The sequence below is a fragment of the Pseudomonas sp. FG35 genome, assembly GCF_057809295.1.
Map to the genome: position 1 here is coordinate 361,213 of NZ_JBMDJR010000002.1, position 24,172 is coordinate 385,384.

24 protein-coding genes are annotated in these 24,172 nt (G+C 61.7%); 13 read left to right on the forward strand and 11 right to left on the reverse strand.

Annotated elements, in window-relative coordinates; translation table 11 throughout:
• Positions 1–468: 468 nt before the first annotated feature.
• From nagE to ACODTD_RS05730, 7 genes are all read right to left on the reverse strand, one after another.
• The gene (nagE, locus tag ACODTD_RS05700; protein WP_011332598.1) at positions 469–2,187 is read right to left on the reverse strand and encodes an N-acetylglucosamine-specific PTS transporter subunit IIBC; all 1,719 of its coding nucleotides are present in this window, start codon (positions 2,185–2,187) and stop codon (positions 469–471) included.
• Between the two features lie 23 nt (positions 2,188–2,210).
• Positions 2,211–4,724 (reverse strand): phosphoenolpyruvate--protein phosphotransferase, encoded by a 2,514-nt coding sequence (gene ptsP / locus ACODTD_RS05705; RefSeq protein WP_285356454.1) that lies wholly within the window; start codon positions 4,722–4,724, stop codon positions 2,211–2,213.
• A gap of 35 nt (positions 4,725–4,759) precedes the next feature.
• Positions 4,760–5,782 carry an SIS domain-containing protein gene (locus ACODTD_RS05710; protein ID WP_086776357.1) on the reverse strand — a complete coding sequence of 341 codons (1,023 nt, stop codon included), beginning with the start codon at positions 5,780–5,782 and terminating at the stop codon, positions 4,760–4,762.
• The gene (nagA, locus tag ACODTD_RS05715) at positions 5,763–6,869 is read right to left on the reverse strand and encodes an N-acetylglucosamine-6-phosphate deacetylase (protein ID WP_011332601.1); all 1,107 of its coding nucleotides are present in this window, start codon (positions 6,867–6,869) and stop codon (positions 5,763–5,765) included. The genes ACODTD_RS05710 and nagA overlap by 20 nt, the downstream gene beginning before the upstream one ends.
• Positions 6,870–6,899: 30 nt before the next feature.
• Positions 6,900–7,631, reverse strand: a complete 732-nt coding sequence (locus ACODTD_RS05720) for a GntR family transcriptional regulator (protein WP_007954613.1) — start codon at positions 7,629–7,631, stop codon at positions 6,900–6,902.
• A 331-nt stretch (positions 7,632–7,962) separates the two neighbouring features.
• On the reverse strand, positions 7,963–8,478 hold the full coding sequence (locus tag ACODTD_RS05725) for a L,D-transpeptidase family protein (RefSeq protein ID WP_011332603.1): 516 nt from the start codon (positions 8,476–8,478) through the stop codon (positions 7,963–7,965).
• A gap of 102 nt (positions 8,479–8,580) precedes the next feature.
• Positions 8,581–9,132 (reverse strand): NUDIX hydrolase, encoded by a 552-nt coding sequence (locus tag ACODTD_RS05730; RefSeq protein WP_011332604.1) that lies wholly within the window; start codon positions 9,130–9,132, stop codon positions 8,581–8,583.
• A 147-nt stretch (positions 9,133–9,279) separates the two neighbouring features.
• Between ACODTD_RS05730 and ACODTD_RS05735 the strand changes: the two genes are divergently transcribed.
• The 5 genes from ACODTD_RS05735 (at position 9,280) to purT (ending at position 12,477) form a co-directional block, all read left to right on the forward strand.
• The gene (locus tag ACODTD_RS05735; RefSeq protein WP_011332605.1) at positions 9,280–9,879 is read left to right on the forward strand and encodes a CoA pyrophosphatase; all 600 of its coding nucleotides are present in this window, start codon (positions 9,280–9,282) and stop codon (positions 9,877–9,879) included.
• Between the two features lie 47 nt (positions 9,880–9,926).
• The gene (locus ACODTD_RS05740; RefSeq protein ID WP_011332606.1) at positions 9,927–10,451 is read left to right on the forward strand and encodes a gamma carbonic anhydrase family protein; all 525 of its coding nucleotides are present in this window, start codon (positions 9,927–9,929) and stop codon (positions 10,449–10,451) included.
• Positions 10,448–10,663, forward strand: coding sequence for a DUF1289 domain-containing protein (locus ACODTD_RS05745; RefSeq protein WP_007954618.1), 216 nt, complete (start codon positions 10,448–10,450; stop codon positions 10,661–10,663). The genes ACODTD_RS05740 and ACODTD_RS05745 overlap by 4 nt, the downstream gene beginning before the upstream one ends.
• A gap of 64 nt (positions 10,664–10,727) precedes the next feature.
• The gene (locus tag ACODTD_RS05750; RefSeq protein ID WP_011332607.1) at positions 10,728–11,195 is read left to right on the forward strand and encodes a preQ0 transporter; all 468 of its coding nucleotides are present in this window, start codon (positions 10,728–10,730) and stop codon (positions 11,193–11,195) included.
• Positions 11,196–11,295: 100 nt separating this feature from the next.
• Positions 11,296–12,477, forward strand: a complete 1,182-nt coding sequence (purT, locus tag ACODTD_RS05755; protein ID WP_039769540.1) for a formate-dependent phosphoribosylglycinamide formyltransferase — start codon at positions 11,296–11,298, stop codon at positions 12,475–12,477.
• A gap of 47 nt (positions 12,478–12,524) precedes the next feature.
• Here the strand turns inward: purT and ACODTD_RS05760 are convergent, their stop codons facing one another.
• The 3 genes from ACODTD_RS05760 to ACODTD_RS05770 all read right to left on the reverse strand — a co-directional run bounded on the left by ACODTD_RS05760 (position 12,525) and on the right by ACODTD_RS05770 (position 16,143).
• The gene (locus ACODTD_RS05760) at positions 12,525–13,841 is read right to left on the reverse strand and encodes an MFS transporter (RefSeq protein WP_221615092.1); all 1,317 of its coding nucleotides are present in this window, start codon (positions 13,839–13,841) and stop codon (positions 12,525–12,527) included.
• 235 nt (positions 13,842–14,076) lie between these two features.
• On the reverse strand, positions 14,077–15,318 hold the full coding sequence (locus ACODTD_RS05765) for a transporter associated domain-containing protein (protein WP_011332610.1): 1,242 nt from the start codon (positions 15,316–15,318) through the stop codon (positions 14,077–14,079).
• A 12-nt stretch (positions 15,319–15,330) separates the two neighbouring features.
• The gene (locus tag ACODTD_RS05770; RefSeq protein WP_221615094.1) at positions 15,331–16,143 is read right to left on the reverse strand and encodes a cytochrome C assembly family protein; all 813 of its coding nucleotides are present in this window, start codon (positions 16,141–16,143) and stop codon (positions 15,331–15,333) included.
• A gap of 209 nt (positions 16,144–16,352) precedes the next feature.
• On the opposite strand from ACODTD_RS05770, the gene ffh reads away from it, so the two are divergent.
• The 6 genes from ffh to ACODTD_RS05800 all read left to right on the forward strand — a co-directional run bounded on the left by ffh (position 16,353) and on the right by ACODTD_RS05800 (position 20,428).
• Positions 16,353–17,729 (forward strand): signal recognition particle protein, encoded by a 1,377-nt coding sequence (gene ffh / locus ACODTD_RS05775; protein WP_011332612.1) that lies wholly within the window; start codon positions 16,353–16,355, stop codon positions 17,727–17,729.
• Between the two features lie 249 nt (positions 17,730–17,978).
• Positions 17,979–18,230, forward strand: coding sequence for a 30S ribosomal protein S16 (gene rpsP / locus ACODTD_RS05780; RefSeq protein ID WP_003185073.1), 252 nt, complete (start codon positions 17,979–17,981; stop codon positions 18,228–18,230).
• Positions 18,231–18,235: 5 nt separating this feature from the next.
• A complete protein-coding gene (gene rimM / locus ACODTD_RS05785) occupies positions 18,236–18,772 on the forward strand; it encodes a ribosome maturation factor RimM (protein ID WP_011332613.1) in 537 nt (178 codons plus the stop codon).
• A gap of 3 nt (positions 18,773–18,775) precedes the next feature.
• Positions 18,776–19,528 (forward strand): tRNA (guanosine(37)-N1)-methyltransferase TrmD, encoded by a 753-nt coding sequence (gene trmD, locus ACODTD_RS05790; RefSeq protein WP_003221981.1) that lies wholly within the window; start codon positions 18,776–18,778, stop codon positions 19,526–19,528.
• A gap of 45 nt (positions 19,529–19,573) precedes the next feature.
• Positions 19,574–19,924 (forward strand): 50S ribosomal protein L19, encoded by a 351-nt coding sequence (gene rplS, locus ACODTD_RS05795; RefSeq protein ID WP_003175895.1) that lies wholly within the window; start codon positions 19,574–19,576, stop codon positions 19,922–19,924.
• Between the two features lie 90 nt (positions 19,925–20,014).
• Entirely contained in the window at positions 20,015–20,428 is a 414-nt protein-coding gene (locus tag ACODTD_RS05800; RefSeq protein WP_489104597.1) for an acyl-CoA thioesterase, read from the forward strand.
• A gap of 27 nt (positions 20,429–20,455) precedes the next feature.
• Here the strand turns inward: ACODTD_RS05800 and ACODTD_RS05805 are convergent, their stop codons facing one another.
• On the reverse strand, positions 20,456–22,264 hold the full coding sequence (locus ACODTD_RS05805; RefSeq protein WP_011332615.1) for a cation:proton antiporter: 1,809 nt from the start codon (positions 22,262–22,264) through the stop codon (positions 20,456–20,458).
• Between the two features lie 107 nt (positions 22,265–22,371).
• Here ACODTD_RS05805 and xerD point away from each other — a divergent pair, with 107 nt between their 5' ends.
• Positions 22,372–23,268, forward strand: coding sequence for a site-specific tyrosine recombinase XerD (gene xerD / locus ACODTD_RS05810; RefSeq protein ID WP_011332616.1), 897 nt, complete (start codon positions 22,372–22,374; stop codon positions 23,266–23,268).
• 143 nt (positions 23,269–23,411) lie between these two features.
• Positions 23,412–24,143: a bifunctional protein-disulfide isomerase/oxidoreductase DsbC gene (gene dsbC, locus ACODTD_RS05815; RefSeq protein WP_007954633.1), complete on the forward strand. Its 732-nt coding sequence runs from the start codon at positions 23,412–23,414 to the stop codon at positions 24,141–24,143.
• Positions 24,144–24,172: the final 29 nt, after the last annotated feature.

The window sequence follows — 24,172 nt, forward strand, 5'->3', positions numbered from 1 at the left end:
CGCTTTGGCTCGGTGTTCCTTCGTTCCGGGATTCATCCGGGGGCATCGCCTACGGTTTGCTTCGCTGCACCTCCTCTCGATGCATGCGGCTGCGCCGCACGGTCGCTGCGCTCCCACCCCCGGATAAATCCCTCCACTCAGCCTGCCGATGGGGCCGGCACGTCAAAAGCGGTACTTGAGCTAACGCTCATCATGTTGAGTGGTGGGAAGCAGGAAGCAGGAAGCAAAAGTTAGCTGTGTACTGCTTGATCGTTCCCACGCTCCGCGTGGGAATGCAGCCTGGGACGCTCCGCGTTCCATTTTCGAATGTTTAAAGATGTGTGGGATTTACCGAATCTTCCCATTTGGTTTGAGCTTGCCTCTCGCAAGCTCCGGTCATGCGGTGGTTGCTTCAAATGGAACAGGAAACCCGGCCTAGGCCGGGTTCCCTGGTTGTAACCGCTTCACGTCAAAACTGGATGGCGACCATCAGACCTTCGCACTCACCTCACTCCGATTAACCAACCCTTCCAGCGCCACACTCAAACTCTGCGCCCGCTCACCTACCAGCAAGTGCCACACGCCATCCTCCAGCGCGCTCACACCCAAACATCCAAGTTCTTTCAACCGGCTTTCCGACAGCGCTTTGCCATCGGCCAGTTGCAGGCGTATCCGGCTCGTGGCGATGCAGTCGAGTTGCAGCACGTTGTCGCTGCCGCCCAGGGCGTTCAGCCATTGCTGGGCCTGCGGTGCGGCTATAGCAACGGGCTCGCTGGTTTCGACGACGGCGACAGGAGCAGTAGTCGCTGCGGCTCGACCCAATGCGGGCATCGCCAGGCGGATTTCGTCGGCAATGCTGTCGGCCAGCGGCCCGACGACTACCTGCAGACTGCCGCCCTTGCCCGGACGTACCACGGCCATTGCGCCCAGTGCTTTCAAGTCCGCATCGGAGGCTTTGTTGCGATCGACCATTTCCAGTCGCAGACGCGTGGTGCAGGCGCCGACGGTGAGCAGATTCTCGGCACCTCCCAAGGCTTTGATGTACGCAGCGGCGCGCTCGTTTTCTGTCAGCACGGATTTCTCGGCAGTGGCGACGTCTTCACGTCCCGGGGTTTTCAGGTTGAAGCGGCGGATGCAGAAATCGAACACCGCGTAGTAGATGACCGCATATGCAAGGCCTACCGGCACCACCAGCCAGCCGTTGGTCGAGCGTCCCCAGCCCAGCACCATGTCGATGAAGCCGCCGGAGAAGGTGAAGCCCAAGTGGATGTTCAGTGCGTTGGTGATTGCCATCGACAACCCGGTCAGCAGCGCGTGCAGCAAAAACAGCAGCGGTGCGAGGAACATGAAGGCGAATTCGATCGGTTCGGTGACGCCGGTGAGGAATGCGGTCAGGGCCATCGACAGGAAGATCCCGCCCATGACTTTGCGCCGCTCCGGCAGGGCGTTGCGGTACATCGCCAGGCAGGCGGCGGGGAGGCCGAAGATCATGACCGGGAACATGCCGGTCATGAACTGCCCGCCCTTCGGATCGCCGGCGAAGTAGCGGGACAGGTCACCGGTCACCAGCGCGCCAGTGGTCGGGTCGGTGAAGTTGCCGAACACGAACCACGCCATGTTGTTGAGGATGTGGTGCAGGCCGGTGACGATCAGCAGGCGGTTGAACACGCCGAACACGAACGCGCCGAAGCTGCCGCTTTCCATCAGCAGGGTGCCGAAGCTGTTGATGCCGTGCTGGATTGGCGGCCAGATGTAGCCGAACAGCACGCCCAGGCCGACTGCGCTGAACCCGGTGACGATGGGCACGAAACGCCGGCCGCCGAAGAATGCCAGGTACTCCGGCAGCTTGATGTCCTTGAAGCGGTTGTACAGCGCGCCGGCCATCAGGCCGCTGACGATCCCGGCGAGCATGCCCATGTTGATGCTGGCGTCGAGCACCTTGAGGGTGGAGATCATCACCAGGTAGCCGATCACTCCGGCGAGGCCGGCGGTGCCGTTGTTGTCCCGGGCGAAACCGACGGCGATGCCGATGGCGAAGATCATTGCCAGGTTGGCGAAGATCACCTGACCGGCATCGTGGATGATCGCGATGTTCAGCAGGTCGGTGTCGCCCAGGCGCAGCAGCAGGCCGGCGATCGGCAGGATCGCGATCGGCAGCATCAGCGCACGGCCGAGGCGTTGCAGGCCTTCGATGAAGAGTTGGTACATGGCGTTTGTCCTTGTTGTTTTTGTTAGCGCAGAGGCCAATGTTGATGACAGGCATGACGCACCGCGGCGGCGCTGCTCAGCTTGAGCAGGTCCCGGGCGAGGCGTTGGCATTCGGCTTCGTGCAGCTGGCGCACGCGGTCCTTGATTTCGCCGATCTGTACCGGGCTCACCGACAATTCGGTCACGCCCAGGCCGATCAACACCGGCGTCGCCAGCGGGTCGGAAGCCAGGGCTCCGCATACGCCAACCCAGCGCTTATGCACCGCCGCGCCTTCGCAGGTCATGGCGATCAGGCGCAGCAGCGCCGGGTGCAAGGCATCGATCCGTGCGGCGAGGCCGGCGTGGTCGCGGTCCATGGCCAGGGTGTATTGCGACAGGTCGTTGGTGCCGATGGACAGGAAGTCGGCGTGCTCGGCCAGTTGTTCAGCCTGCAATGCAGCGGCCGGGACTTCGATCATCACGCCGATTTCCGGACGTTGATTGATGCCCAGTTCCAGGCACAGCGCATCGACCCGCTGGCGGATGTGCAGCAGTTCGTCGACTTCGGTGACCATCGGCAGCAGGATCCGGCAGCGTTGCAACGGGCTGACTTGCAGCAGCGCACGCAGTTGCTGATCGAGGATTTCCGGGCGGGCCTGGGCCAAGCGAATACCGCGCAGGCCGAGTACCGGGTTGGCTTCCACCGGTAGTGGCAGGTAGTCGAGTTGTTTGTCGCCACCGACGTCGATGGTACGGATGATCACCGACTTGTCGCCCATGGCATCGATCACAGCTTGATAGGCGGCGCGTTGTTCTTCGACGTCCGGCGCAGTGTGGCGATCGACGAACAGGAACTCGGTGCGCAACAGGCCGACGCCGTCGGCACCGTTGGCAAACGCATCCGCCGCTTCATGGCTGGAGGCGACGTTGGCGACCACTTCGATGGCCACGCCGTTGCGAGTTTCGGCTGGCAGATGGGCCTGGGCCTGCTGGGCATCGCGCCGTTGTTGGCGATCGATTTGCGCTTGTTGGACTTCGGCCAGACGTTCGGCATTCGGCGTCAGTTCGAGGCGACCGCCGTCGGCGTCGAGGACCACCGATTGACCTTGCGCTTGATCGAGCAGCGCCGAGCCCAGTGCGACCATGCACGGCAGGCCTTTGCCCCGGGCCAGAATCGCCACGTGGGAAGTCGCGCCACCTTCGGCCATGCACAAACCGGCGACGCCTTGCGCGCTCAGTTGCAGCAAATCCGAAGGTGTCAGTTCGTGAGCGGCGACGATGGCGCCGGCCGGCACGTCGTAATGCCAGGCTTCGCCGAGCAGGGCGCGCAGCACCCGTTGCTTGAGGTCGCGCAGATCGTTGGCGCGCTCGGCCAGCAGCGGGCTGCCGGTGTTTTGCAGCACTTGGCATTGCGCGTCGATGGACTGGCTCCAGGCGTGAGTCGCCGCCGTGCCGGTTTCAATCGATTGCCGGGCGGCGTCGAGCAGGGCCGGGTCTTCCAGCAAGGCCAGGTGCGCAGCGAAGATGGCTTCTTCGTCGGCATTGCGCTGTTTTTTCGCCTGGGCGAGGGTGCCGTCGATTTCGCTGCGAACCTGATTCAGCGCCGTGTCGAGAATCTGTAGTTGTTGCTCGGGCTGATGATTGCCGCTGTCGGCTGGCAGGCTGATCGCGTTCAGGCGAAACAGCGGCCCGCCGACCAGACCCGGTGCGGCGCACACGCCGTGCAACACGCCGGCCTCGGCCGGGCGATTGCGTGGAGTGGCGGCAAGCGGTGCAGCGGCGTGATGATCCTCTGGCAGGGCGGTGGCCAGTGCAGCGAGCAAGGCTTGCAGTGCCTCTTGCGCGTCGGAACCCTGACAACGGACCTGCACTTCGTCCTGTTCGCCAATCGCCAGGCCCATCAAACCGATGAGGCTGTTGCACGGTGCCGATTTGCCGGCGAAATGCAGCTGCGACTGGCTCTTGAACCCTTGCGCCGTCTGACGGATCAACGCCGCCGGGCGCGCATGCAGACCGCCGCGATGGGCGACCTTTACGTGACCGTGAACTTCCGGGCCGCCGAGTTCTTCTGTATTCGCCGCTGCGCTGTGACGAGCGACGATGTGCAGCAGCGGTTCGCCGACCTTCACCGTTTTCAGGGTGATGGGGCGCGCCTGGAAATCCTGGCTGTTGGTCAGGATCAGCAGGCTGACCAGGCTTTTGCACTGGCGGCCGACCTTGTCCAGGTCATAGCGCAGCAGCGGCTGGCCATTGCTGACCCGCGCGCCTTCCTTGACCAGCATCGAGAAGCCTTCGCCCTGCAACTCCACCGTGTCCAGACCGAGATGCAGCAACAGCTCGGCGCCGTTGTCGGCGCGCACGGTCAGTGCATGGCCGGTGCGGGCGACGTGGATCACCACCCCGGCGCAGGGCGAATACAGGGTGTCGTTCAGCGGATCGATGGCAATGCCGTCGCCCATCGCGCCGCTGGCGAACACCGCGTCCGGGACTTTGGCGAGCGTGAGCACCGGGCCGCTGAGCGGGGCGCTTAAAGTCAGCTCTTTATTGTTGTTGTGCATGGCTCGGTCTCATCAGGAAAACGTTCGGTTCGGACTCAGTGCGTACGGGTGACTTTGCTCAGGTGTCGCGGCTGATCCGGGTCCATGCCACGGGCCACGGCCAGGCCGGCCGCCATCACGTAGAAACTCTGGATCGCCAGGATCGGATCGAGGGCCGGGTGTTCGGCACGGCTGAGGGTCAGGTCGCGTTCGCTCACGTCATCCGGCGCAGCCAGCAACACGCGGGCACCGCGCTGACGCATCTCGGCTGCCAGGCTCAGCAGACCGGCCTGTTCGGCGCCGCGCGGGGCGAACACCAGCAATGGGTAGTGTTCGTCGATCAGGGCCATCGGGCCGTGACGGACTTCGGCGCTGCTGAAGGCTTCGGCCTGGATCGCCGAGGTTTCCTTGAATTTCAGCGCGGCTTCCTGGGCGATGGCAAAACCGGCGCCACGGCCGATCACCATCAACCGCTCGCAATCGCGCAGGGCGTCGATGGCCGGGCTCCAGTCCTGTTGCGCAGCTTCGCGCAGGCCTTCGGGCAGGGCGTTGTGCGCCTCCAGCAATTCGGCGTCCTCTTTCCAGTGCGCGATCAGACGGGCGCTGGCGCTGAGGGTGGCGATGAAACTCTTGGTCGCGGCGACGCTGCTTTCGGTGCCGGCCAGCAACGGCAGGCTGAATTCACAGGCGGCTTCCAGCGGCGAATCGGCGGCGTTGACCATCGACACGCTCAGGGCGCCGCGCTTGCGCAGCAGGCGCAGGCTGTTGACCAGATCCGGGCTTTGGCCCGACTGCGAGAAGGCGAACGCGACCTGACCGCTGACCTTCAACGGCGCCTGTTGCATGGTCACCACTGACATCGGCAACGACGCCACCGGTACGCCGAGTTGCTGCATGGTCAGGTAGGCGAAGTAACTCGCGGCATGGTCGGAGCTGCCACGGGCAACGGTCATCGCCACTTGCGGTGGCTGACGGCGCAGGCGTCCGGCGATCTCGATCATTGGCGGGTCGAGCTGTTGCAGTTGGGCTTGCACGGCCTCGAACGAGGACAGCGCCTCCTCAAGCATTTTTGAAGTCAATGTCTTCTCCTTCGACCATGACGGCGGTCAGTGTGAGTGAGCGATCCAGCCGCACGCAGTCGGCCCAGGCGCCAGGTGCAAGGCGCCCGCGTTCGGTGATGCCGAGGTAGTCGGCGGGGAATTGCGAAAGACGTTGCGAGGCTTCGGCGATCGGCAAACCGATCTTCACCAGATTGCGCAGGGCCTGATCCATGGTCAGGGTGCTGCCGGCCAGGGTGCCATCGGGCAGGCGCACGCCGCCCAGGCATTTGGTGACGGTGTGGCTGCCGAGCTTGTATTCGCCGTCGGGCATGCCGGCGGCGGCGGTCGAATCGGTGACGCAGTACAGGCACGGAATCGAGCGCAGAGCCACGCGGATCGCGCCGGGGTGCACGTGCAGCAAGTCCGGAATCAGTTCGGCGAATTTGGCGTGGGCCAGCGCCGCACCGACGATACCCGGCTCGCGGTGATGCAGCGGGCTCATGGCGTTGTACAAGTGGGTGAAACTGGTGGCGCCGGCTTCGAGGGCGGCGACGCCTTCCTCGTAACTGCCGAGGGTATGACCGATCTGCATGCGGATGCCACGGCGGCTCAGTTCACGAATCAATCCGTCATGGCCGGCGATTTCCGGGGCGATGGTGATCACCCGGATCGGCGCCAGCGCCAGATAGTCTTCAACTTCGGCCATCAACGCGGTGTGGGCGAAGTTCGGCTGGGCGCCGAGTTTGCCGGGATTGATGTACGGGCCTTCGAGGTGCACGCCGAGGACTCGGGCAGCACCTTTCGGACGCTGCTCGCAGAACTCGCCGACCTCCTTGAGCACGCTGGCAATCTCGGCTCTCGGCGCGGTCATCGTGGTGGCCAGCAGCGAGGTGGTGCCGAAGCGCACGTGGGTCTTGGTGATGGTCTCGAACGCGCTGGCGCCTTCCATGATGTCCTTGCCGCCACCGCCGTGGACGTGCAGGTCGATGAAACCCGGCAGCAGATACGGCAAGTCATTGGTCGCCGGATCGCAAGGCTCGCCTTCGATCGACACGACTCTGCCGTGTTCGTGGATCAGCCGGCCGCGAATCCAGCCGTCAGCGGTGAGGATGTTGTCTTCGGACATTTCGCTTCTCTCGTTTGGCCTGGCTGCTGATCAGCGGCGAAGCTCTGCAACAAAGTCGTAGTAGTCGTTGCGGCAATAGGTGTCGGTGACTTCGATCGGCGTGTTGTCTTCCAGGTAGCCGACCCGGGTCATCAGCAGCATCGCGGTGCCGGGGGCGATGCCGACGAGTGCGGCGAACTCGTCCGAGGCGTTGATCGCCTGGATGTGCTGCAAGGCGCGCACGATCGGCTTGCCGATGCTGTCGAGGTGTTCGTAGAGGGAATCGCCCACCACCTGTGGCTTGGGCATGATCGAGGCGGGCAGGGTGCTCATCTCGATGGCCATCACGGTGTCGTCGGCCTTGCGCAGGCGTTTCATGCGCGCGACCTTGTCGTTCGGCGACAGGCCGAGGCGGATCAGTTCTTCGTGGGTCGGCAGGGTGATTTCCCGCTCCAGCCATTGCGAGCTGGGCACGAAGCCCTTGAGACGGAGCATTTCGCTGAAACCCGAGAGGCGCGACAGCGGTTGTTCAAGGCGTGGGGTGATGAAGGTGCCGGAGCCTTGCAGGCGGCGGATCAAACCTTGATCGAGCAGGACTTCCAGCGCTTTGCGCGCGGTGACCCGGGAAATCCCCAGCATCTCGCTGAGATTGCGCTCCGAGGGCATCGCCTGTTCGGCTTTCCACTGGCCGGCATGGATCGCGGCTTCCAGGTTGCGCGCCAGTTGCAGGTACAGCGGCGTCGGCTGGGAATCGTCGGGGCGTAGGGCGTGGAGGTCATTCATGTAAGGCATTTCCGGCGCTGATATAGGATTGTTGTCGCTCGGTAGTCGGGCGAAACCTAATACCACTTGCATACCATGTCAACGCGTCGGAAAGGCCTGTAGTCCTTTGGAATCGGGTGTTTCAGGCTCGGTGGTTTCAAGTGGTATTAGCGCTGGGCGCTGGAAAGCAAAAGATCGCAGTCTGCGGCAGTTCTGGCGGGTGAAAGTGGTATCACTGTTCAGGCGTTGCCGCAGGCTGCGATCTTTTTGATTTATTTTTTGCGGGCGACCAATGGTCAGGAGAAAGGGCCGTTTTAAGGCCCCTCGGGAGCGTGCTCCCTGGATGACAGAATCAGGGGCGGATTTCGATCATCGTGCCGTCCGGCACCAGGTTCCAGACTTCGCGCATGTCGACGTTGCGCATGGCGATGCAGCCGTCGGTCCAGTCCAGGGTGTGGAACAGTTGTTCGGGGTTGTCCTCGGAGTCCGGCGTGCCGTGGATCATGATCATTCCGCCAGGCTCGACGCCTTCGCGGCGGGCGCGGGCGGAGTCGCTGATGTTCGGGTAGGAGATGTGCATCGACAGGTTGAATTTTTCGCTGGTCTTGCGCCAGTCGATCCAATAGAAACCTTCCGGTGTGCGTTTGTCGCCTTCAATCAGCTTCGGGCCTTTTTTCGCGCCTTTGCCCAGGGAAATGCGATAGCTCTTGAGGGGCTTGCCGTCGGCGATCAACTGCAGTTGATGGGCCGATTTGAGCACCAGTACTTTTTCGATGAGCGGGGTGTTCGAAGGCGTCACGGTGGTCACGAATGACGCTTGGGAGACGGTGACGAACGACAGGCAGAACAGGGCAAGCAACCAGCGCATTGAAACGATTCCCCAGAAATGAAGCAGATACTTTATTTATAGATAGTGTGCAGGCGCTGTCGCGGTCTGCGTCAGCCGGTTATCGGCCGGCCGCCGTCGAAATCAAGTGATGGCCGGTTGAGCGAGTGGCGGGATCGATTCGGAGCGAACCGGATAAACCTCGACACGCCGGTCAGCGAAGAAGCATTCCAGGGTACGGCCCACCGTGCGGAAAGCCAGTTCGTCCCAGGGAATGTCTTCCTCGTCGAACAGTTGCACTTCCAGGCTTTCGGGGCCGGCGGCGAAGTCCAGATCCGCCAGCTCGGCGCGGAAAAACACATGCACCTGACTGATGTGCGGCACGTCGATCAAGGTATAGATGCTCAGGTTGCGCACCCGGGCGCAGGCTTCCTCGGCGGTTTCGCGGATGGCGGCCTGTTCGATGGTCTCGCCGTTCTCCATGAACCCGGCGGGCAGCGTCCAGTAACCGAGGCGTGGCTCGATGGCGCGGCGACACAGCAGGACTTTGCTGCCCCAGGTCGGTACGCAACCGGCCACGATATTGGGGTTCTGGTAGTGAATCGTCTGACAGCTGTCGCAGACGAATCGCAGCCGCGAGTCGCCTTCGGGAATGCGCTGGGTCACCGGGTTGCCGCAGTGGCTGCAAAATTTCATGCTGGGGTTCCTGAATGCTGCGCCTATCTTGGCGTGCAGCGGTGTCAGTCGGCAAGTTGTCGTTTCGCGACATGACGGCCGTTCGGGGCTTGGGCGGTCGCAATGATTGGTGCATGATGCAGGGTAAGGCACCGATCGAGAACACTTATGCTGGACGAGCTACTGCACCGGGTAAGCAATCACACGCCGCGCACGCTGGAGACCGACACGCGTTTCCCCGAGGCCGCTGTCCTGGTGCCGATTACTCGCAGTGACGAACCCGAACTTGTCCTCACCCTGCGCGCCAGCGGGCTCTCGACCCACGGCGGCGAAGTCGCCTTCCCCGGTGGGCGACGCGATCCCGAGGACCCGGATCTGGTGTTCACCGCCCTGCGTGAAGCCGAAGAGGAAATCGGCCTGCCGCCGGGACTGGTCGAAGTGATCGGTCCGCTCAGCCCGCTGATTTCCCTGCATGGCATCAAGGTCACGCCGTATGTCGGGGTGATTCCGGATTTTGTCGAATACCAGGCCAATGATGCCGAGATTGCTGCGGTGTTCAGTGTGCCGCTGGAGTTCTTCCGCAAGGATCCGCGCGAACACACTCATCGCATCGACTACCAGGGTCGCAGTTGGTACGTGCCGAGCTACCGTTACGGTGACTACAAGATCTGGGGGCTGACGGCGATCATGATCGTCGAGTTGATCAACCTGCTCTATGACGCCAAAATCAGCCTGCATCAGCCGCCTAAAAGCTTTATCAACACCTGAAGCCATCGCTCGAATGGCCAGCCATCGTGAGCCCTGAGGAAAACAAGATGAAATACCGCCTGGGCGACGCCCGCGTCGAAACCCATCCGCAGAGCTGGGTCGCCCCCAACGCCGTGCTCGTGGGCAAGGTCAGACTGGAAGAGGGCGCCAACGTCTGGTTCAACGCCGTGCTGCGTGGGGACAACGAACTGATCCTGATCGGCAAGAACAGCAACGTGCAGGACGGCACGGTGATGCACACCGACATGGGCTATCCGCTGACCATCGGCACCGGCGTGACCATCGGCCACAACGCCATGCTCCACGGCTGCACGGTCGGCGACTACAGCCTGATCGGCATCAACGCGGTCATCCTCAACGGCGCGAAGATCGGCAAGAACTGCATCATCGGCGCCAATTCGCTGATCGGCGAAGGCAAGGAAATTCCTGACGGTTCACTGGTGATGGGCTCGCCGGGCAAGGTCGTGCGCGAACTGACCGAGCAACAGAAGAAGATGCTCGAAGCCAGTGCCGCGCATTATGTGCATAACTCTCAGCGCTATGCGCGCGATCTGGTCGAGCAGGAAGAATGACAACCCCGGAAAGACCCGTTGCCTCGCCGTGCGTGAGCATTTGCGCACTGGACGAAGACGACATTTGTACCGGTTGCCAGCGCACGGTCGAGGAAATTACTCGCTGGAGCCGGATGACCAATGATGAACGTCGGGTTGTTCTCGGGCTCTGTCATGAGCGGGCGAAGGCCAGTGGCCTGGTCTGGATGATCGGCAAAACGCCGGGGCAATAGCCGATTTGATTGGCGTCATCGAAGGGCTGAAGTAACCTGTGCGCCAAATTGACAGGTCACGCCCATGATTTTCCTCATCGCTTACATCAGCAGCGTCGTGCTGATCAACTTCGCCTTCTCCACCGCGCCGCACCTGGACATCATCTGGTCGGCCTGGGGCGGGCTGGTGTTCGTGTTGCGCGACATGGTGCAGATCCGTTTCGGCCACGGCGCGATCGTGGCGATGCTGGCGGCGCTGGTGCTGTCCTATGTCACGTCCGATCCGTCGATTGCGCTGGCCAGTGCCACGGCATTCGCGGTCTCGGAGTGCATCGACTGGCTGGTGTTCACCATCACCAGGCGCCCGTTGCGCGACCGGTTGTGGATCAGCTCGGCGCTGAGCATTCCCCTCGATACCTTCATCTTCTTTGGCATGATCGACCTGCTGACGCCGCCAGTGCTTATCACCGCGCTGGCCTCGAAGTTCGCCGGCGTGACTGCGGTCTGGCTGATCATGGCCTGGCGCGAACGCAAACAGGCTGTCGCCGGCTGAAGCCAAACCCTCAGGTTCATGTAAAATGCCGCGCTTTCTCCCCATGGAAAGCGCGTCCGGCGTTGCTTTCCTCGATGATCCGCTTCTTTGAGGACCTGAGATGACCCGTATCGGAACTCCATTGTCGCCGACCGCGACCCGCGTATTGCTGTGTGGCTGTGGTGAGTTGGGCAAGGAAGTGGTGATCGAGCTGCAACGCCTGGGCGTTGAAGTGATCGCCGTTGACCGTTACGCCAACGCGCCGGCCATGCAGGTTGCCCATCGCAGCCACGTGATCAACATGCTCGATGGTGCCGCCCTTCGTGCAGTGATCGAAGCCGAGAAGCCGCACTTCATCGTGCCGGAAATCGAAGCCATCGCCACTGCCACGCTGGTCGAACTGGAAGCCGAAGGCTTCACTGTGATCCCGACCGCTCGCGCCGCGCAACTGACCATGAACCGCGAAGGCATCCGTCGTCTGGCTGCCGAAGAGCTGGACCTGCCGACCTCGCCGTACCACTTCGCCGACACCTTCGAGGACTACAGCAAGGCCGTTCAGGACCTCGGCTTTCCGTGCGTCGTGAAACCAGTGATGAGTTCGTCGGGCAAGGGTCAGAGCCTGCTGCGCAGCGCCGATGACGTGCAGAAAGCCTGGGATTACGCCCAAGAGGGCGGTCGCGCCGGCAAAGGTCGCGTGATCATCGAAGGTTTCATCGATTTCGACTACGAAATCACTCTGCTGACCGTGCGTCACGTCGGCGGCACGACGTTCTGTGCGCCGGTCGGCCACCGTCAGGAGAAGGGCGACTATCAGGAATCCTGGCAGCCACAGGCCATGAGCCCGGTGGCGCTGGCTGAATCCGAGCGTGTAGCCAAAGCCGTGACCGAAGCGTTGGGCGGTCGTGGTCTGTTCGGCGTCGAGCTGTTCATCAAGGGCGATCAGGTGTGGTTCAGTGAAGTGTCGCCACGTCCACACGACACCGGTCTGGTAACCCTGATTTCCCAGGACCTGTCGCAGTTCGCCCTGCACGCCCGAGCCATCCTCGGCCTGCCGGTGCCACTGATCCGTCAGTTCGGCCCATCGGCTTCGGCGGTGATTTTGGTGGAAGGCCAGTCGACCCAGACTGCATTCGCCAACCTCGGCGCTGCACTGAGCGAACCGGATACCGCGCTGCGTCTGTTCGGCAAGCCTGAAGTCAATGGCCAGCGTCGCATGGGTGTTGCACTGGCCCGTGACGAGTCGATCGAGGCCGCTCGTGCCAAGGCGACCCGTGCTTCTCAGGCTGTCGTTGTAGAGCTGTAATCTCGCAACCTGATCGCTCCCGCATCGGGCGGGAGCGATCAGGGCATTTACGACACCTGATTCAAATCGTTATTGCGCGTTTCCTTCAGGCACAGCACAGCGATCAGGCTGAGCACCGCGGCCGCAGACACATACCCGCCGACGTAACTCAAACCACCCATCGCCACCAGTTTCTGCGCAAAGAATGGCGCCGCCGAGGCTCCGACAATGCCGCCGAGGTTGTAGGCCGCCGATGCACCGGTATAGCGGACGTGTGTCGGAAACAGCTCCGGCAGCAGCGCGCCCATTGGGGCGAATGTCACCCCCATCAGAAACAGCTCGATGCACAGGAACAGGGCCACGCCCCAGGTCGAACCCTGAGTCAGCAGCGGCTCCATCAGAAACCCGGAAAGAATCGCCAGCACACCGCCGACGATCAGCACCGGCTTGCGCCCGTAACGATCGCTTGCCCACGCCGACAACGGCGTCGCGGCTGCCATGAACAGTACTGCGAAGCACAGCAGCCCGAGGAAAGTCTCACGGCTGTAGCCCAATGTGGATACGCCGTAGCTCAGGGAAAACACCGTCGAGATGTAGAACAGGGCGTAGCACACCACCATGGCAGCGGCACCAAGCAATGTCGGTGCCCAGTATTGGCTGAACAGCTCGACCAGCGGCACTTTCACTCGCTCCTGACGGGCGATGGCGTTGGCGAACACCGGGGTCTCGTGCAGCTTGAGGCGCACGTACAGCCCGACCATCACCAGCACAGCGCTGAGCAGGAACGGAATCCGCCAGCCCCAACTGCGGAACTGATCGTCGTTCAGGCTCATGGCAAGGGTCAGGAACAGACCGTTGGCGGCCAGAAAACCAATCGAAGGCCCGAGTTGCGGGAACATGCCGAACCACGCCCGTTTGCCTTTCGGCGCGTTTTCGGTCGCCAGCAGCGCTGCACCGCCCCATTCGCCACCCAATCCCAGGCCTTGGCCGAAACGCAGTACGCAAAGCAGGATCGGCGCCCAGGCCCCGATGCTGTCGTAGCCCGGCAGCACGCCGATCAGCGTGGTGCAGACACCCATCAGCAGCAGCGAAGCGACCAAAGTCGATTTGCGCCCGATCCGGTCGCCGAAATGGCCGAACAGCGCCGAGCCCAGCGGTCGGGCCAGGAAGGCGATGCCGAAGGTAAGAAATGCCGAAAGCATCTGCGCCGTGCCGGAAGTCTGCGGGAAAAACACCGGCCCGATCACCAGCGCAGCGGCGGTGGCGTAGACATAGAAATCGTAGAACTCGATGGCCGTGCCGATGAAGCTTGCCGTGGCCACGCGGGTGGCGGAGTTGGTCGGTTGGGCAGGCGTGGTGTCGCTGTAAGCGGTACTGGTCGTCATGCGGTGATCCCTGACAGTCATGAGCTCCGTTGGAGCGAATTATTATGGTCGAACACCCAGGGATGTGGGATGAGGCGCGATCGCTGCTTCAGGTAGGAACAGTCGTCGGTGTGATGCGGATATTGCCGATGAACCGGCCGGAACTTGTCGGGTGCGGGGTAAGCACACGGTTCGGCGGGGCTTGGGTGAGCACCGCGATTATAGGAAGGTGGCTAACGATTGAACAAGGGGCTGGCTAGCGGGCCGTGGCCAGCGTCGGGGCCGAAGTGGTGTGCCAGATCAGGACCTTGCTGACCCGGTTCTCTTCGGTTTCGAGAATCTCCAGCCGGTAGCGGCCGATCTTCAGGCAGACCGCGCTTTCCGGGATGGTTTCCAGCGCTTCGGTCACCAGGCCATTGAGGGTCCGGGGGCCGTCGCTGGGCAGGTGCCAGCCCAGGCATTTGTTCAGTTCGCGGATCGACGCCGCGCCATCGATCACCATGCGGCCATCGGCCTGCGGGTGGATGTGCGGATTGTCGAGGCTGTGCTCGCTTTCGAATTCGCCGACGATTTCTTCGAGAATGTCTTCCAGGGTGACGATGCCGAGCACTTCGCCGTATTCGTCCACCACCATGCCCAGACGCCGTTGCTGCTTGTGGAAGTTCAGCAGTTGCAGTTGCAGCGGGGTGCTTTCAGGGACGAAATACGGCTCGTAACTGGCCGCCAGCAAGGCTTCGCGGGTCAGGCTGCCGTTGTCGAGCAGGTGACGAATCTGCCGGGTATTGAGCACCGCTTCGACCTGATTGATATCGCTGTGGAAAACCGGCAGGCGAGTGCGTTGGTTCTTGCGTAATTGCTCGATGATTTCCTCGATCGGGTCGTCGAGGTTGATGCCGTCGACATCGCTGCGCGGCACCAGAATGTCGTTGACCGTGATGTTGTCCAGCGCATGGATGCCTGAAACCGGGTGCGGGCGCACCGGATGATCCGGGTCGTCATGACGCTCCGCCGGCACATCGTCTTCGCTCTGTTGCACCACCTGGGCCTTGCGGATGAACGGTTGCATCAGCAAACCACTGGTGCGGCTGAGTAGCCAGGCAAGCGGGTAAACCACTTTCAGCGGTACTGCCAGCAGCGTATTGCCGAACGACAGCACCGCATCCGGATAACGCTGGGCGAGGGCGCGGGGGAAATAGTCGGCAAAAACCAGCAGCAAGGCACCGGCGCCGAGGCAGGCGGCCCAGGGGCCATTTTCTTCACAGAGAAAGATTGCCAGCAGGGTGGCCAGAATGACGGCGAGGGCGCGGCACAGGGTATTGCAGAGGATCAGGCTGTCGAGCGGGAAGTTGAGCTTCGCCAGCGGCTTGTCGCTGGCGCGGGATGCGGTGCGTTGCGCGAGCAGATACTGCTGCGCCGCTTCGACGGCGGTAAACAGCCCCGACCAGAGAATCAGCAGGGCAAATACCGCGAGCATCGGCCCTATGGGCAAACCGTCCATTTATGCCGCCCGTCAGATGTGCAGGATGTATTCACGAACCAGTTTGCTGCCGAAGTACGCGAGCATCAGCAGGCAGAAACCGGCGAGGGTCCAGCGGATTGCCTTGTGGCCGCGCCAGCCGAGGCGGTTACGGCCCCACAGCAGGACGCTGAACACGACCCAGGCCAGGCAGGCCAGCAGGGTTTTATGCACCAGGTGCTGGGCAAACAGGTTCTCGACGAACAGCCAGCCGGAAATCAGCGACAGCGACAGCAGCGTCCAGCCGGCCCAGAGGAAGCCGAACAGCAGGCTTTCCATGGTTTGCAGCGGGGGGAAGTTCTTGATCAGTCCGGACGGATGCTTGTGCTTGAGCTGATGATCCTGCACCAGCAGCAACAGGGCCTGGAACACCGCGATGGTGAACATGCCGTAGGCGAGGATCGACAACAGGATGTGCGCGAGGATGCCCGGTTCCTCGTCGATGATCTGCACCGTGCCGGCCGGCGCGAACTGCGCCAGCAGTACGGTGATCGCACCCAGCGGGAACAGCAGCACCAGCAGGTTTTCCACCGGGATCCGCGAGCAGGCCAGCAGGGTCAGGGCGATGACGGCCGCAGCAATCAGGCTCGAAGCGCTGAAGAAATCCAGGCCCAGACCGATCGGCGTCAATAAATGCGTAAGCAGGCTGGCGCTGTGGGCCAGCACGGCGAGGACGCCGAGCGAGACCAGCAGGCGCTTGTTGGCCTTGGCGCCGGTGGCCAGGCGGGTGCCCTGATAGAGAGTCGCAGCGGCGTAGAGAAGGGCGGCGGCGAGGGTGGTCAGCAAACTCGGTGACAAGGGGAGCATAAATCCTGTTAGGCAAGCCCGAAAGGGGCTGAGTTTGGCATAGAACCGCCGTTGCACGAAAGACCGGCAAGCTGACAGCGAGGTGTCCGCCGGACGCAGTCTTCGCTATAATCCGCGACCTGCCCACGCCGCAGGCTCGCCGAGCACATGTTGATTCCGGTCTGGGCCGCCATTATCCCGGTCTACACAGGGCCTGAAAGGATCGCGCAATGTTTGAAAACTTAACCGACCGTCTCTCGCAGACGCTGCGCCATGTCACCGGCAAGGCGAAACTGACCGAGGACAACATCAAAGACACCCTGCGCGAAGTGCGCATGGCGTTGCTCGAAGCCGACGTGGCCCTGCCTGTGGTCAAGGACTTCGTCAATTCGGTCAAGGAGCGTGCTGTCGGCACCGAGGTGTCGCGCAGCCTGACGCCGGGCCAGGCGTTCGTGAAGATCGTCCAGGCCGAACTCGAAAGCCTGATGGGCGCGGCCAACGAAGACTTGAACCTGAGCGCCGTGCCGCCTGCCGTCATTCTGATGGCCGGTCTGCAGGGTGCGGGTAAAACCACCACCGCCGGCAAGCTGGCGCGCTTCCTTAAAGAGCGCAAGAAGAAGTCGGTCATGGTCGTGTCGGCGGACATCTACCGCCCTGCTGCTATTAAACAGCTGGAAACCCTGGCCAACGACATCGGTGTGACGTTCTTCCCGTCCGACCTGAGCCAGAAGCCGGTCGACATCGCCAACGCGGCTATTAAAGAAGCAAAACTGAAATTCATCGACGTGGTCATCGTCGACACCGCCGGTCGTCTGCACATCGACGAAGAGATGATGGGCGAGATCAAGGCGCTGCACGCCGCGATCAACCCGGTCGAAACCCTGTTCGTGGTCGATGCCATGACCGGTCAGGACGCGGCCAACACGGCCAAGGCCTTCGGTGATGCGCTGCCGCTGACCGGTGTGATCCTGACCAAGGTCGACGGTGATGCCCGTGGTGGTGCCGCGCTGTCCGTTCGTGCGATTACCGGCAAGCCGATCAAGTTCATCGGTATGGGCGAGAAGAGCGAAGCGCTCGATCCGTTCCATCCTGAGCGGATCGCTTCGCGTATCCTCGGCATGGGCGACGTGCTCAGCCTGATCGAACAGGCTGAAGCGACTCTCGATAAGGAAAAGGCCGACAAGCTTGCTAAAAAGCTGAAGAAGGGCAAGGGCTTCGACCTCGAAGACTTCCGCGATCAGCTGCAACAGATGAAGAACATGGGCGGCCTCGGCGGGCTCATGGACAAGCTGCCGAACATCGGCGGCGTCAATCTCTCGCAAATGGGCAATGCCCAGAATGCCGCAGAGAAGCAGTTCAAGCAGATGGAAGCCATCATCAACTCCATGACCCCGGCCGAGCGCCGCGACCCTGAGCTGATCAGCGGTTCGCGCAAACGCCGGATCGCCCTCGGTTCCGGCACCCAGGTGCAGGACATCGGTCGCTTGATCAAGCAGCACAAGCAGATGCAGAAGATGATGAAGAAATTCTCCGCCAAGGGCGGAATGGCGAAAATGATGCGCGGCATGGGCGGAATGTTGCCCGGCGGCGGCATGCCAAAGATGTAAAAGAACTCGCCGGTCGTCGCACCGGCGCAGTCCCGCAAGGAAGCGGGATCCACAGCAAACCCGCACTCGGCGGGAGCTGACCGGCCGTGTTAAACGACGGCCCCATATGCAAATCTGCACGGCATGCCACAGGCGCCGGAAAAAGTCATTTGCAAAAGTCCGGATATTCCTTAGAATATGCGGCCTTTCGGGCACCCATGCCCGCTGTGCATTTAGATTTGCAGCACCGACTACAGGAACGATGTTCACATGCTAACAATCCGTCTTGCCCTTGGCGGCTCCAAAAAGCGCCCGTTTTACCACCTGACCGTAACCGACTCCCGCAACCCGCGTGACGGTTCCCACAAAGAACAGGTTGGTTTCTTCAACCCTGTTGCCCGTGGTCAGGAAATCCGTCTGTCCGTGAACCAAGAGCGCGTTGCCTACTGGCTGAGCGTTGGTGCACAGCCTTCTGAGCGTGTTGCTCAGTTGCTGAAGGAATCTGCCAAGGCTGCAGCCTGAGCAGTATGAGCGCGACGCCAGAAAAAGCTGATGACCTGATCGTTGTCGGCAAGATTTTTTCGGTTCACGGCGTTCGCGGCGAGGTGAAGGTCTTTTCCTTTACCGATCCGATTGAAAACCTGTTGGGCTATCGCAACTGGACGCTTCGGCGCGAAGGCGTGGTGAAACAGGTCGAGCTGGTCAGCGGCCGGTCCACTCAAAAGGATCTGGTTGTAAAGCTCAAAGGCCTCGACGATCGCGATGAAGCCCGTCTTCTGAGCGGTTACGAGATTTGCATCCCGCGAAGCCTTTTGCCCGACCTGACTGCCGACGAGTACTACTGGTACCAGTTGGAGGGTCTGAGCGTCATCAACCAGGACGAACAATTGTTCGGCAAGGTTGATCACCTGTTGGAGACCGGCGCGAACGATGTATTGGTGGTCAAGCCCTGCGTTGGCAGCCTGGATGATCGCGAGCGGTTGTTGCCCTATACGGAGCAATGCGTGCTGGCAATCGACCTGGAAGCAGGCGTGATGAGGGTGGAATGGGACGCGGACTTCTAAGCAATGGCCAGCCTGCGCGTAGACGTCATTACGCTGTTCCCCGAGATGTTCTCGGCCATCAGTGAGTACGGCATTACCAGTCGTGCGGTCAAACAGGGGCTCTTGCAGCTGACCTGTTGGAATCCGCGGGATTACACGACGGATCGACATCACACTGTGGACGATCGCCCGTTTGGCGGTGGTCCGGGCATGGTGATGAAGATCAAGCCCCTGGAAGATGCTCTGGTTCAGGCCAAGGCAGCAGCCGGGGAGGCGGCGAAGGTGATTTACCTGTCCCCCCAAGGCCGTCAACTGACTCAGTCGGCGGTACGCGAACTGGCGAAATCGGATGCATTGATCCTGATTGCCGGTCGCTATGAAGGCATTGACGAGCGCTTTATTGAGGCTCATGTCGATGAAGAGTGGTCGATTGGTGACTATGTGTTGTCTGGCGGCGAGCTGCCGGCCATGGTCATGATCGATGCGGTTACACGACTGCTGCCCGGAGCTTTAGGGCATGCGGATTCCGCTGAGGAAGATTCCTTTACGGATGGTCTGCTGGATTGCCCGCACTACACCCGACCTGAGGTGTATGCGGATCAGCGTGTTCCCGACGTGTTGCTGAGTGGCAATCACGCGCATATCCGGCGTTGGCGTTTACAGCAGTCCCTTGGTCGGACCTATGAACGACGCGCCGATCTTCTGGAAAGCCGCTCGCTTTCTGGAGAAGAGAAGAAGCTGCTCGAGGAATACATCCGCGAGCGGGACGATAGTTAACAACGTATCGATGGTAGATCAGACGATTTACCTTAGGAGCACAGCATGACCAACAAAATCATCCTTGCACTCGAAGCAGAGCAGATGACCAAAGAAATCCCTACCTTTGCCCCGGGCGACACCATCGTCGTTCAGGTGAAAGTGAAGGAAGGCGATCGTTCCCGTCTGCAAGCGTTCGAAGGCGTTGTAATCGCCAAGCGTAACCGCGGCGTGAACAGTGCGTTCACCGTTCGTAAAATCTCCAACGGTGTTGGCGTAGAACGTACTTTCCAGACCTACTCCCCGCAGATCGACAGCATGGCTGTCAAACGTCGCGGTGACGTACGTAAAGCCAAGCTGTACTACCTGCGCGACCTGTCGGGTAAAGCAGCTCGCATCAAGGAAAAACTGGCTTAAGTCCAGCTTCCGATGCAGAAAAAAGCAGCCTACGGGCTGCTTTTTTGTTGCCCGCAATTTATCCACAGCATTCGGTTTCAGGCCTGACCCATGACCCCTCGCGAGCAAGAAATCGAACGCCGCACCGAACTGTCGGTGACCCGCGTGACCAAGGCGGTTTTCCCGCCGACCACCAACCACCACAACACGCTGTTCGGCGGCACTGCGCTGGCCAGGATGGACGAAGTGTCGTTCATCACGGCCACACGGTTTTGCCGTTTGCCGCTGGTGACCGTGTCCACCGATCGCATCGACTTCAACCACGCGATCCCGGCGGGTTCTATAGTCGAACTGGTCGGACGGGTGATCAAGGTTGGCAACACCAGCCTCAAGGTCGAAGTGGAAGTGTTCGTCGAAAGCATGAGTTGCGATGGCCGTGAGAAAGCCATTCACGGGCAGTTCAGCTTCGTTGCCATTGATGATGACAAGCGTCCGGTGCCGGTGCTGCCGGGTTTCGCGGCCTGATCCAGCACCGAGTCGCGATCCGGCCGGTCAGGCGTTGACGCTCTCCGGCTGAATCAGCGCCACCAGCGTCCACCCCGGCCCAGGTTTCAGCACGGTTTCCGGCGACACGACATGCACCCAGCCGCTGTCATCGCGCATGAACAGCAGTGTCGCGCGGTTGCCATGCAGCGCCCGGTAATCGTCCCAGCCAAATCCGTCCGTCAGCGTCGTGCTGTACAGATCGGCGCCCTGACCCAGTTGGCTGGCCAGTCTGGCGTAAGTCAGCGCTTCGTTACCCAGTTGATTGCCGCGATGTTCGAGGCTGGCGCGGTGCTTGTCGCTGCGACGGCTTTCCTGACCACTGGCGAGCCCAAACAATCGTTGATGGCCGAAGTCATGACGAAAGCGCATGGCTGCCAGCGTATTGAGTTCGCCCGACGGTGACAGCGCCAGCAAATGCCCCAGCCCGACTAGGTCCAGATGTGCATCGGCGTGCTGCGAGGCCGGATTGCCAAAGTAGGTCGGCAAGCCTTCCATGCGCGCCGCCCGGATATTTTCCCAGCTTGAATCCGTCAGCAGCACCCGGCTGCCCAACTGCTGCAGCGACTTGCCGAGCAGGCGCGCAGGCCCGTTCGCCCCGACGATCAGGAAGCCGCTGGGCGCTGGTTCCGCAACTTTCAACAGTCGGGCCAGGGGCCGGGCAGTCGCACTTTGCAGCACGACGGTGCCGATGATCACGGCGAAGGTCAGCGGCACCAGCAACAGCGCGCCTTCATGGCCCGCTTCATCCAGGCGAATCGCAAAGATCGCCGAGACCGCCGCCGCGACGATCCCGCGCGGGGCAATCCAGCACAACAGTGCACGCTCACGCCAGCTCAGACTCGAACCGGCGGTACTCAGCACCACGTTCAGCGGCCGGGCGATCAACTGGATCACCAGCAACAGAATCAACACCAGCGGCCCGAGACCGATCAGCGCGTTGAGGTCCAGTCGTGCCGCCAGCAGGATGAATAACCCGGAAATCAGCAACACGCTGAGGTTTTCCTTGAAGTGCAGGATGTGCCGCACATCCACGCCCTTCATGTTCGCCAGCCACATGCCCATCAGCGTCACCGCCAGCAGACCGGATTCGTGCATGACCTGGTTGGCGGCGATGAATATCCCCAGCACCGCGGCGAGCGATGCCAGATTGTGCAAATACTCCGGCAACCATTGGCGCCGGATGATCGTGCCGAGCAGCCAGCCACCGGCGACGCCGAACGCGCTGCCGCAGACAATCACCCCGCCAAATGTCAGCAGGCTCTGTTCCAGGCCATGGCCTTCGGCCCGAGCAATGATGAAGCTGTAGACCACCACCGCGAGCAGCGCGCCGATCGGGTCGATCACAATCCCTTCCCAGCGCAGGATATTGGCGATCGAAGCCTTCGGCCGCACCACGCGCAGCATCGGCACGATCACGGTCGGCCCGGTGACCAGGGTCAGACTGCCGAAGAGGATGGCGAGCAACCAGTCGAAGCCCAGCAGCCAGTGGGTCGCGACCGCAATCACGATCCAGGTCGAGAGCGCGCCAAGGGTCACCAGCCGATGCACGACGCTGCCGATCTCGCGCCACTCCGACAGGTGCAGGGTCAGGCTGCCTTCAAACAGAATCAGCGCCACCGCCAGCGACACCAGCGGCATCAGCAGCGGGCCGAACATTTCCTGAGGGTCGAGCCAGCCCAGCACGGGGCCCGCCAGAATGCCGGTCAGCAGCAGAAACAGAATCGCCGGCAGCTTCAGGCGCCAGGCGAGCCATTGGCAGCCCAGCGCGGCGGCACCGATACCACCGAAAGCCAACAGAATTTGCTGCTCGTTCATTGAAGCTCCCTGTTCCTTGAAATAGCGGGCTATGAAAGACTAGCGGCCATTTCAACCGTTCACTCTTTATTTGCGCGCAGTGCCAAGCCTGCGTGTCTTGAGCGCCCATGCCTGCCATCGACCACCCACTGATCGACCAGTTTCTCGACGCCCTCTGGCTGGAAAAAGGTCTCTCCGACAACACTCGCGACGCCTACCGCAGCGATCTCGCGCTGTTCAACGGCTGGTTGCAGGATAAAGGTCTCGAACTGATCAATGCCGGTCGTGAACTGATCCTTGACCACCTGGCCTGGCGTCTGGAACAGAACTACAAACCCCGCTCCACCGCGCGATTTCTCTCCGGTGTACGTGGCTTTTATCGCTACCTGCTGCGGGAAAAACTGATTTCGGTCGATCCGACCTTGCGCGTGGATATGCCGCAACTCGGTCGGCCATTGCCCAAATCCCTGTCGGAAGCCGACGTCGAAGCGCTGCTGAAGGCGCCAGACCTGAGCGAAGCCATCGGCCAGCGGGACCGCGCCATGCTCGAAGTCTTGTATGCCTGCGGTCTGCGTGTCACTGAGCTGATCAGCCTGACCCTGGAGCAGGTCAACCTGCGTCAGGGCGTGCTGCGGGTGATGGGCAAGGGCAGTAAAGAGCGCCTTGTACCGATGGGCGAGGAAGCGATTGTCTGGGTCGAGCGCTACCTGCGCGACGGTCGCGGCGAGCTGCTCGGCGGGCGCCCCAGCGATGTGTTGTTTCCCAGCCAGCGCGGCGAGCAGATGACTCGGCAGACCTTCTGGCACCGTATCAAGCATCAGGCCAAGGTCGCCGGCATCAGTAAATCGCTGTCGCCGCACACCTTGCGTCACGCGTTTGCCACCCACTTGCTCAACCATGGCGCCGACTTGCGGGTGGTGCAGATGCTGTTGGGCCACAGCGACCTGTCAACCACGCAGATCTACACTCACGTCGCCCGGGCACGTTTGCAGGATCTGCATGCCAAGCATCACCCGCGCGGCTGAGCGCCGTTTGTCTTGCGACAGGCGCATTCGGCCACGCCAGCCTTATGTGGTAGGCTTTGCCGGTTTGCACGATGGGCGGTTATGACCCGGTGTTCCGGCACGGGCGTTCTGATCGTTCCATTTGTCCGCCTTCAGGAGTTCTCATGCGTCTGACCCAGATTTTCGCCGCCGCAGCCATTGCGTTGGTCAGCACCTTTGCCGTCGCCGATGACGCGGCCGACAAAGCGATTCGCCAAAGCCTGGAAAACCTCCAGCTCGACGTGCCGGTGGACACCATCACCGCCAGCCCGCTGCCGGGCCTTTACGAAGTCAAGCTCAAGGGCAGCCGCGTGCTGTACGCCAGCGCCGATGGCCAGTACATCGTTCAGGGGTACATGTTCCAGCTCAAGGACGGCAAACCGGTCAACCTGACCGAGAAGACCGAGCGCCTGGGCATTTCCAAACTGATCAACGCGATCCCGGTGGCCGAGACCGTGGTTTACCCGGCCGTGGGCGAAACCAAGTCGCACATCACCGTTTTCACCGACACCACCTGCCCGTATTGCCACAAGCTGCACGCCGAAGTGCCGGAGCTGAACAAGCGCGGCATCGAAGTGCGCTACGTCGCGTTCCCGCGCCAAGGCCTCGGCTCGCCGGGTGACGAACAGCTGCAAGCCGTGTGGTGCTCGAAAGACAAGAAGGCCGCCATGGACAAAATGGTCGACGGCAAGGAAATCAAAGCCGCCAAGTGCGAGAACCCGGTTTCCAAACAGTTCGCCCTCGGTCAGTCGATCGGCGTGAACGGTACACCGGCCATCGTTTTGGCCGACGGACAAGTCATTCCGGGCTACCAGCCTGCGCCACAAGTCGCCAAACTGGCGCTGGGCGCGAAGTAATTCGCATCGTCACGCTCAGGCGTTGACGA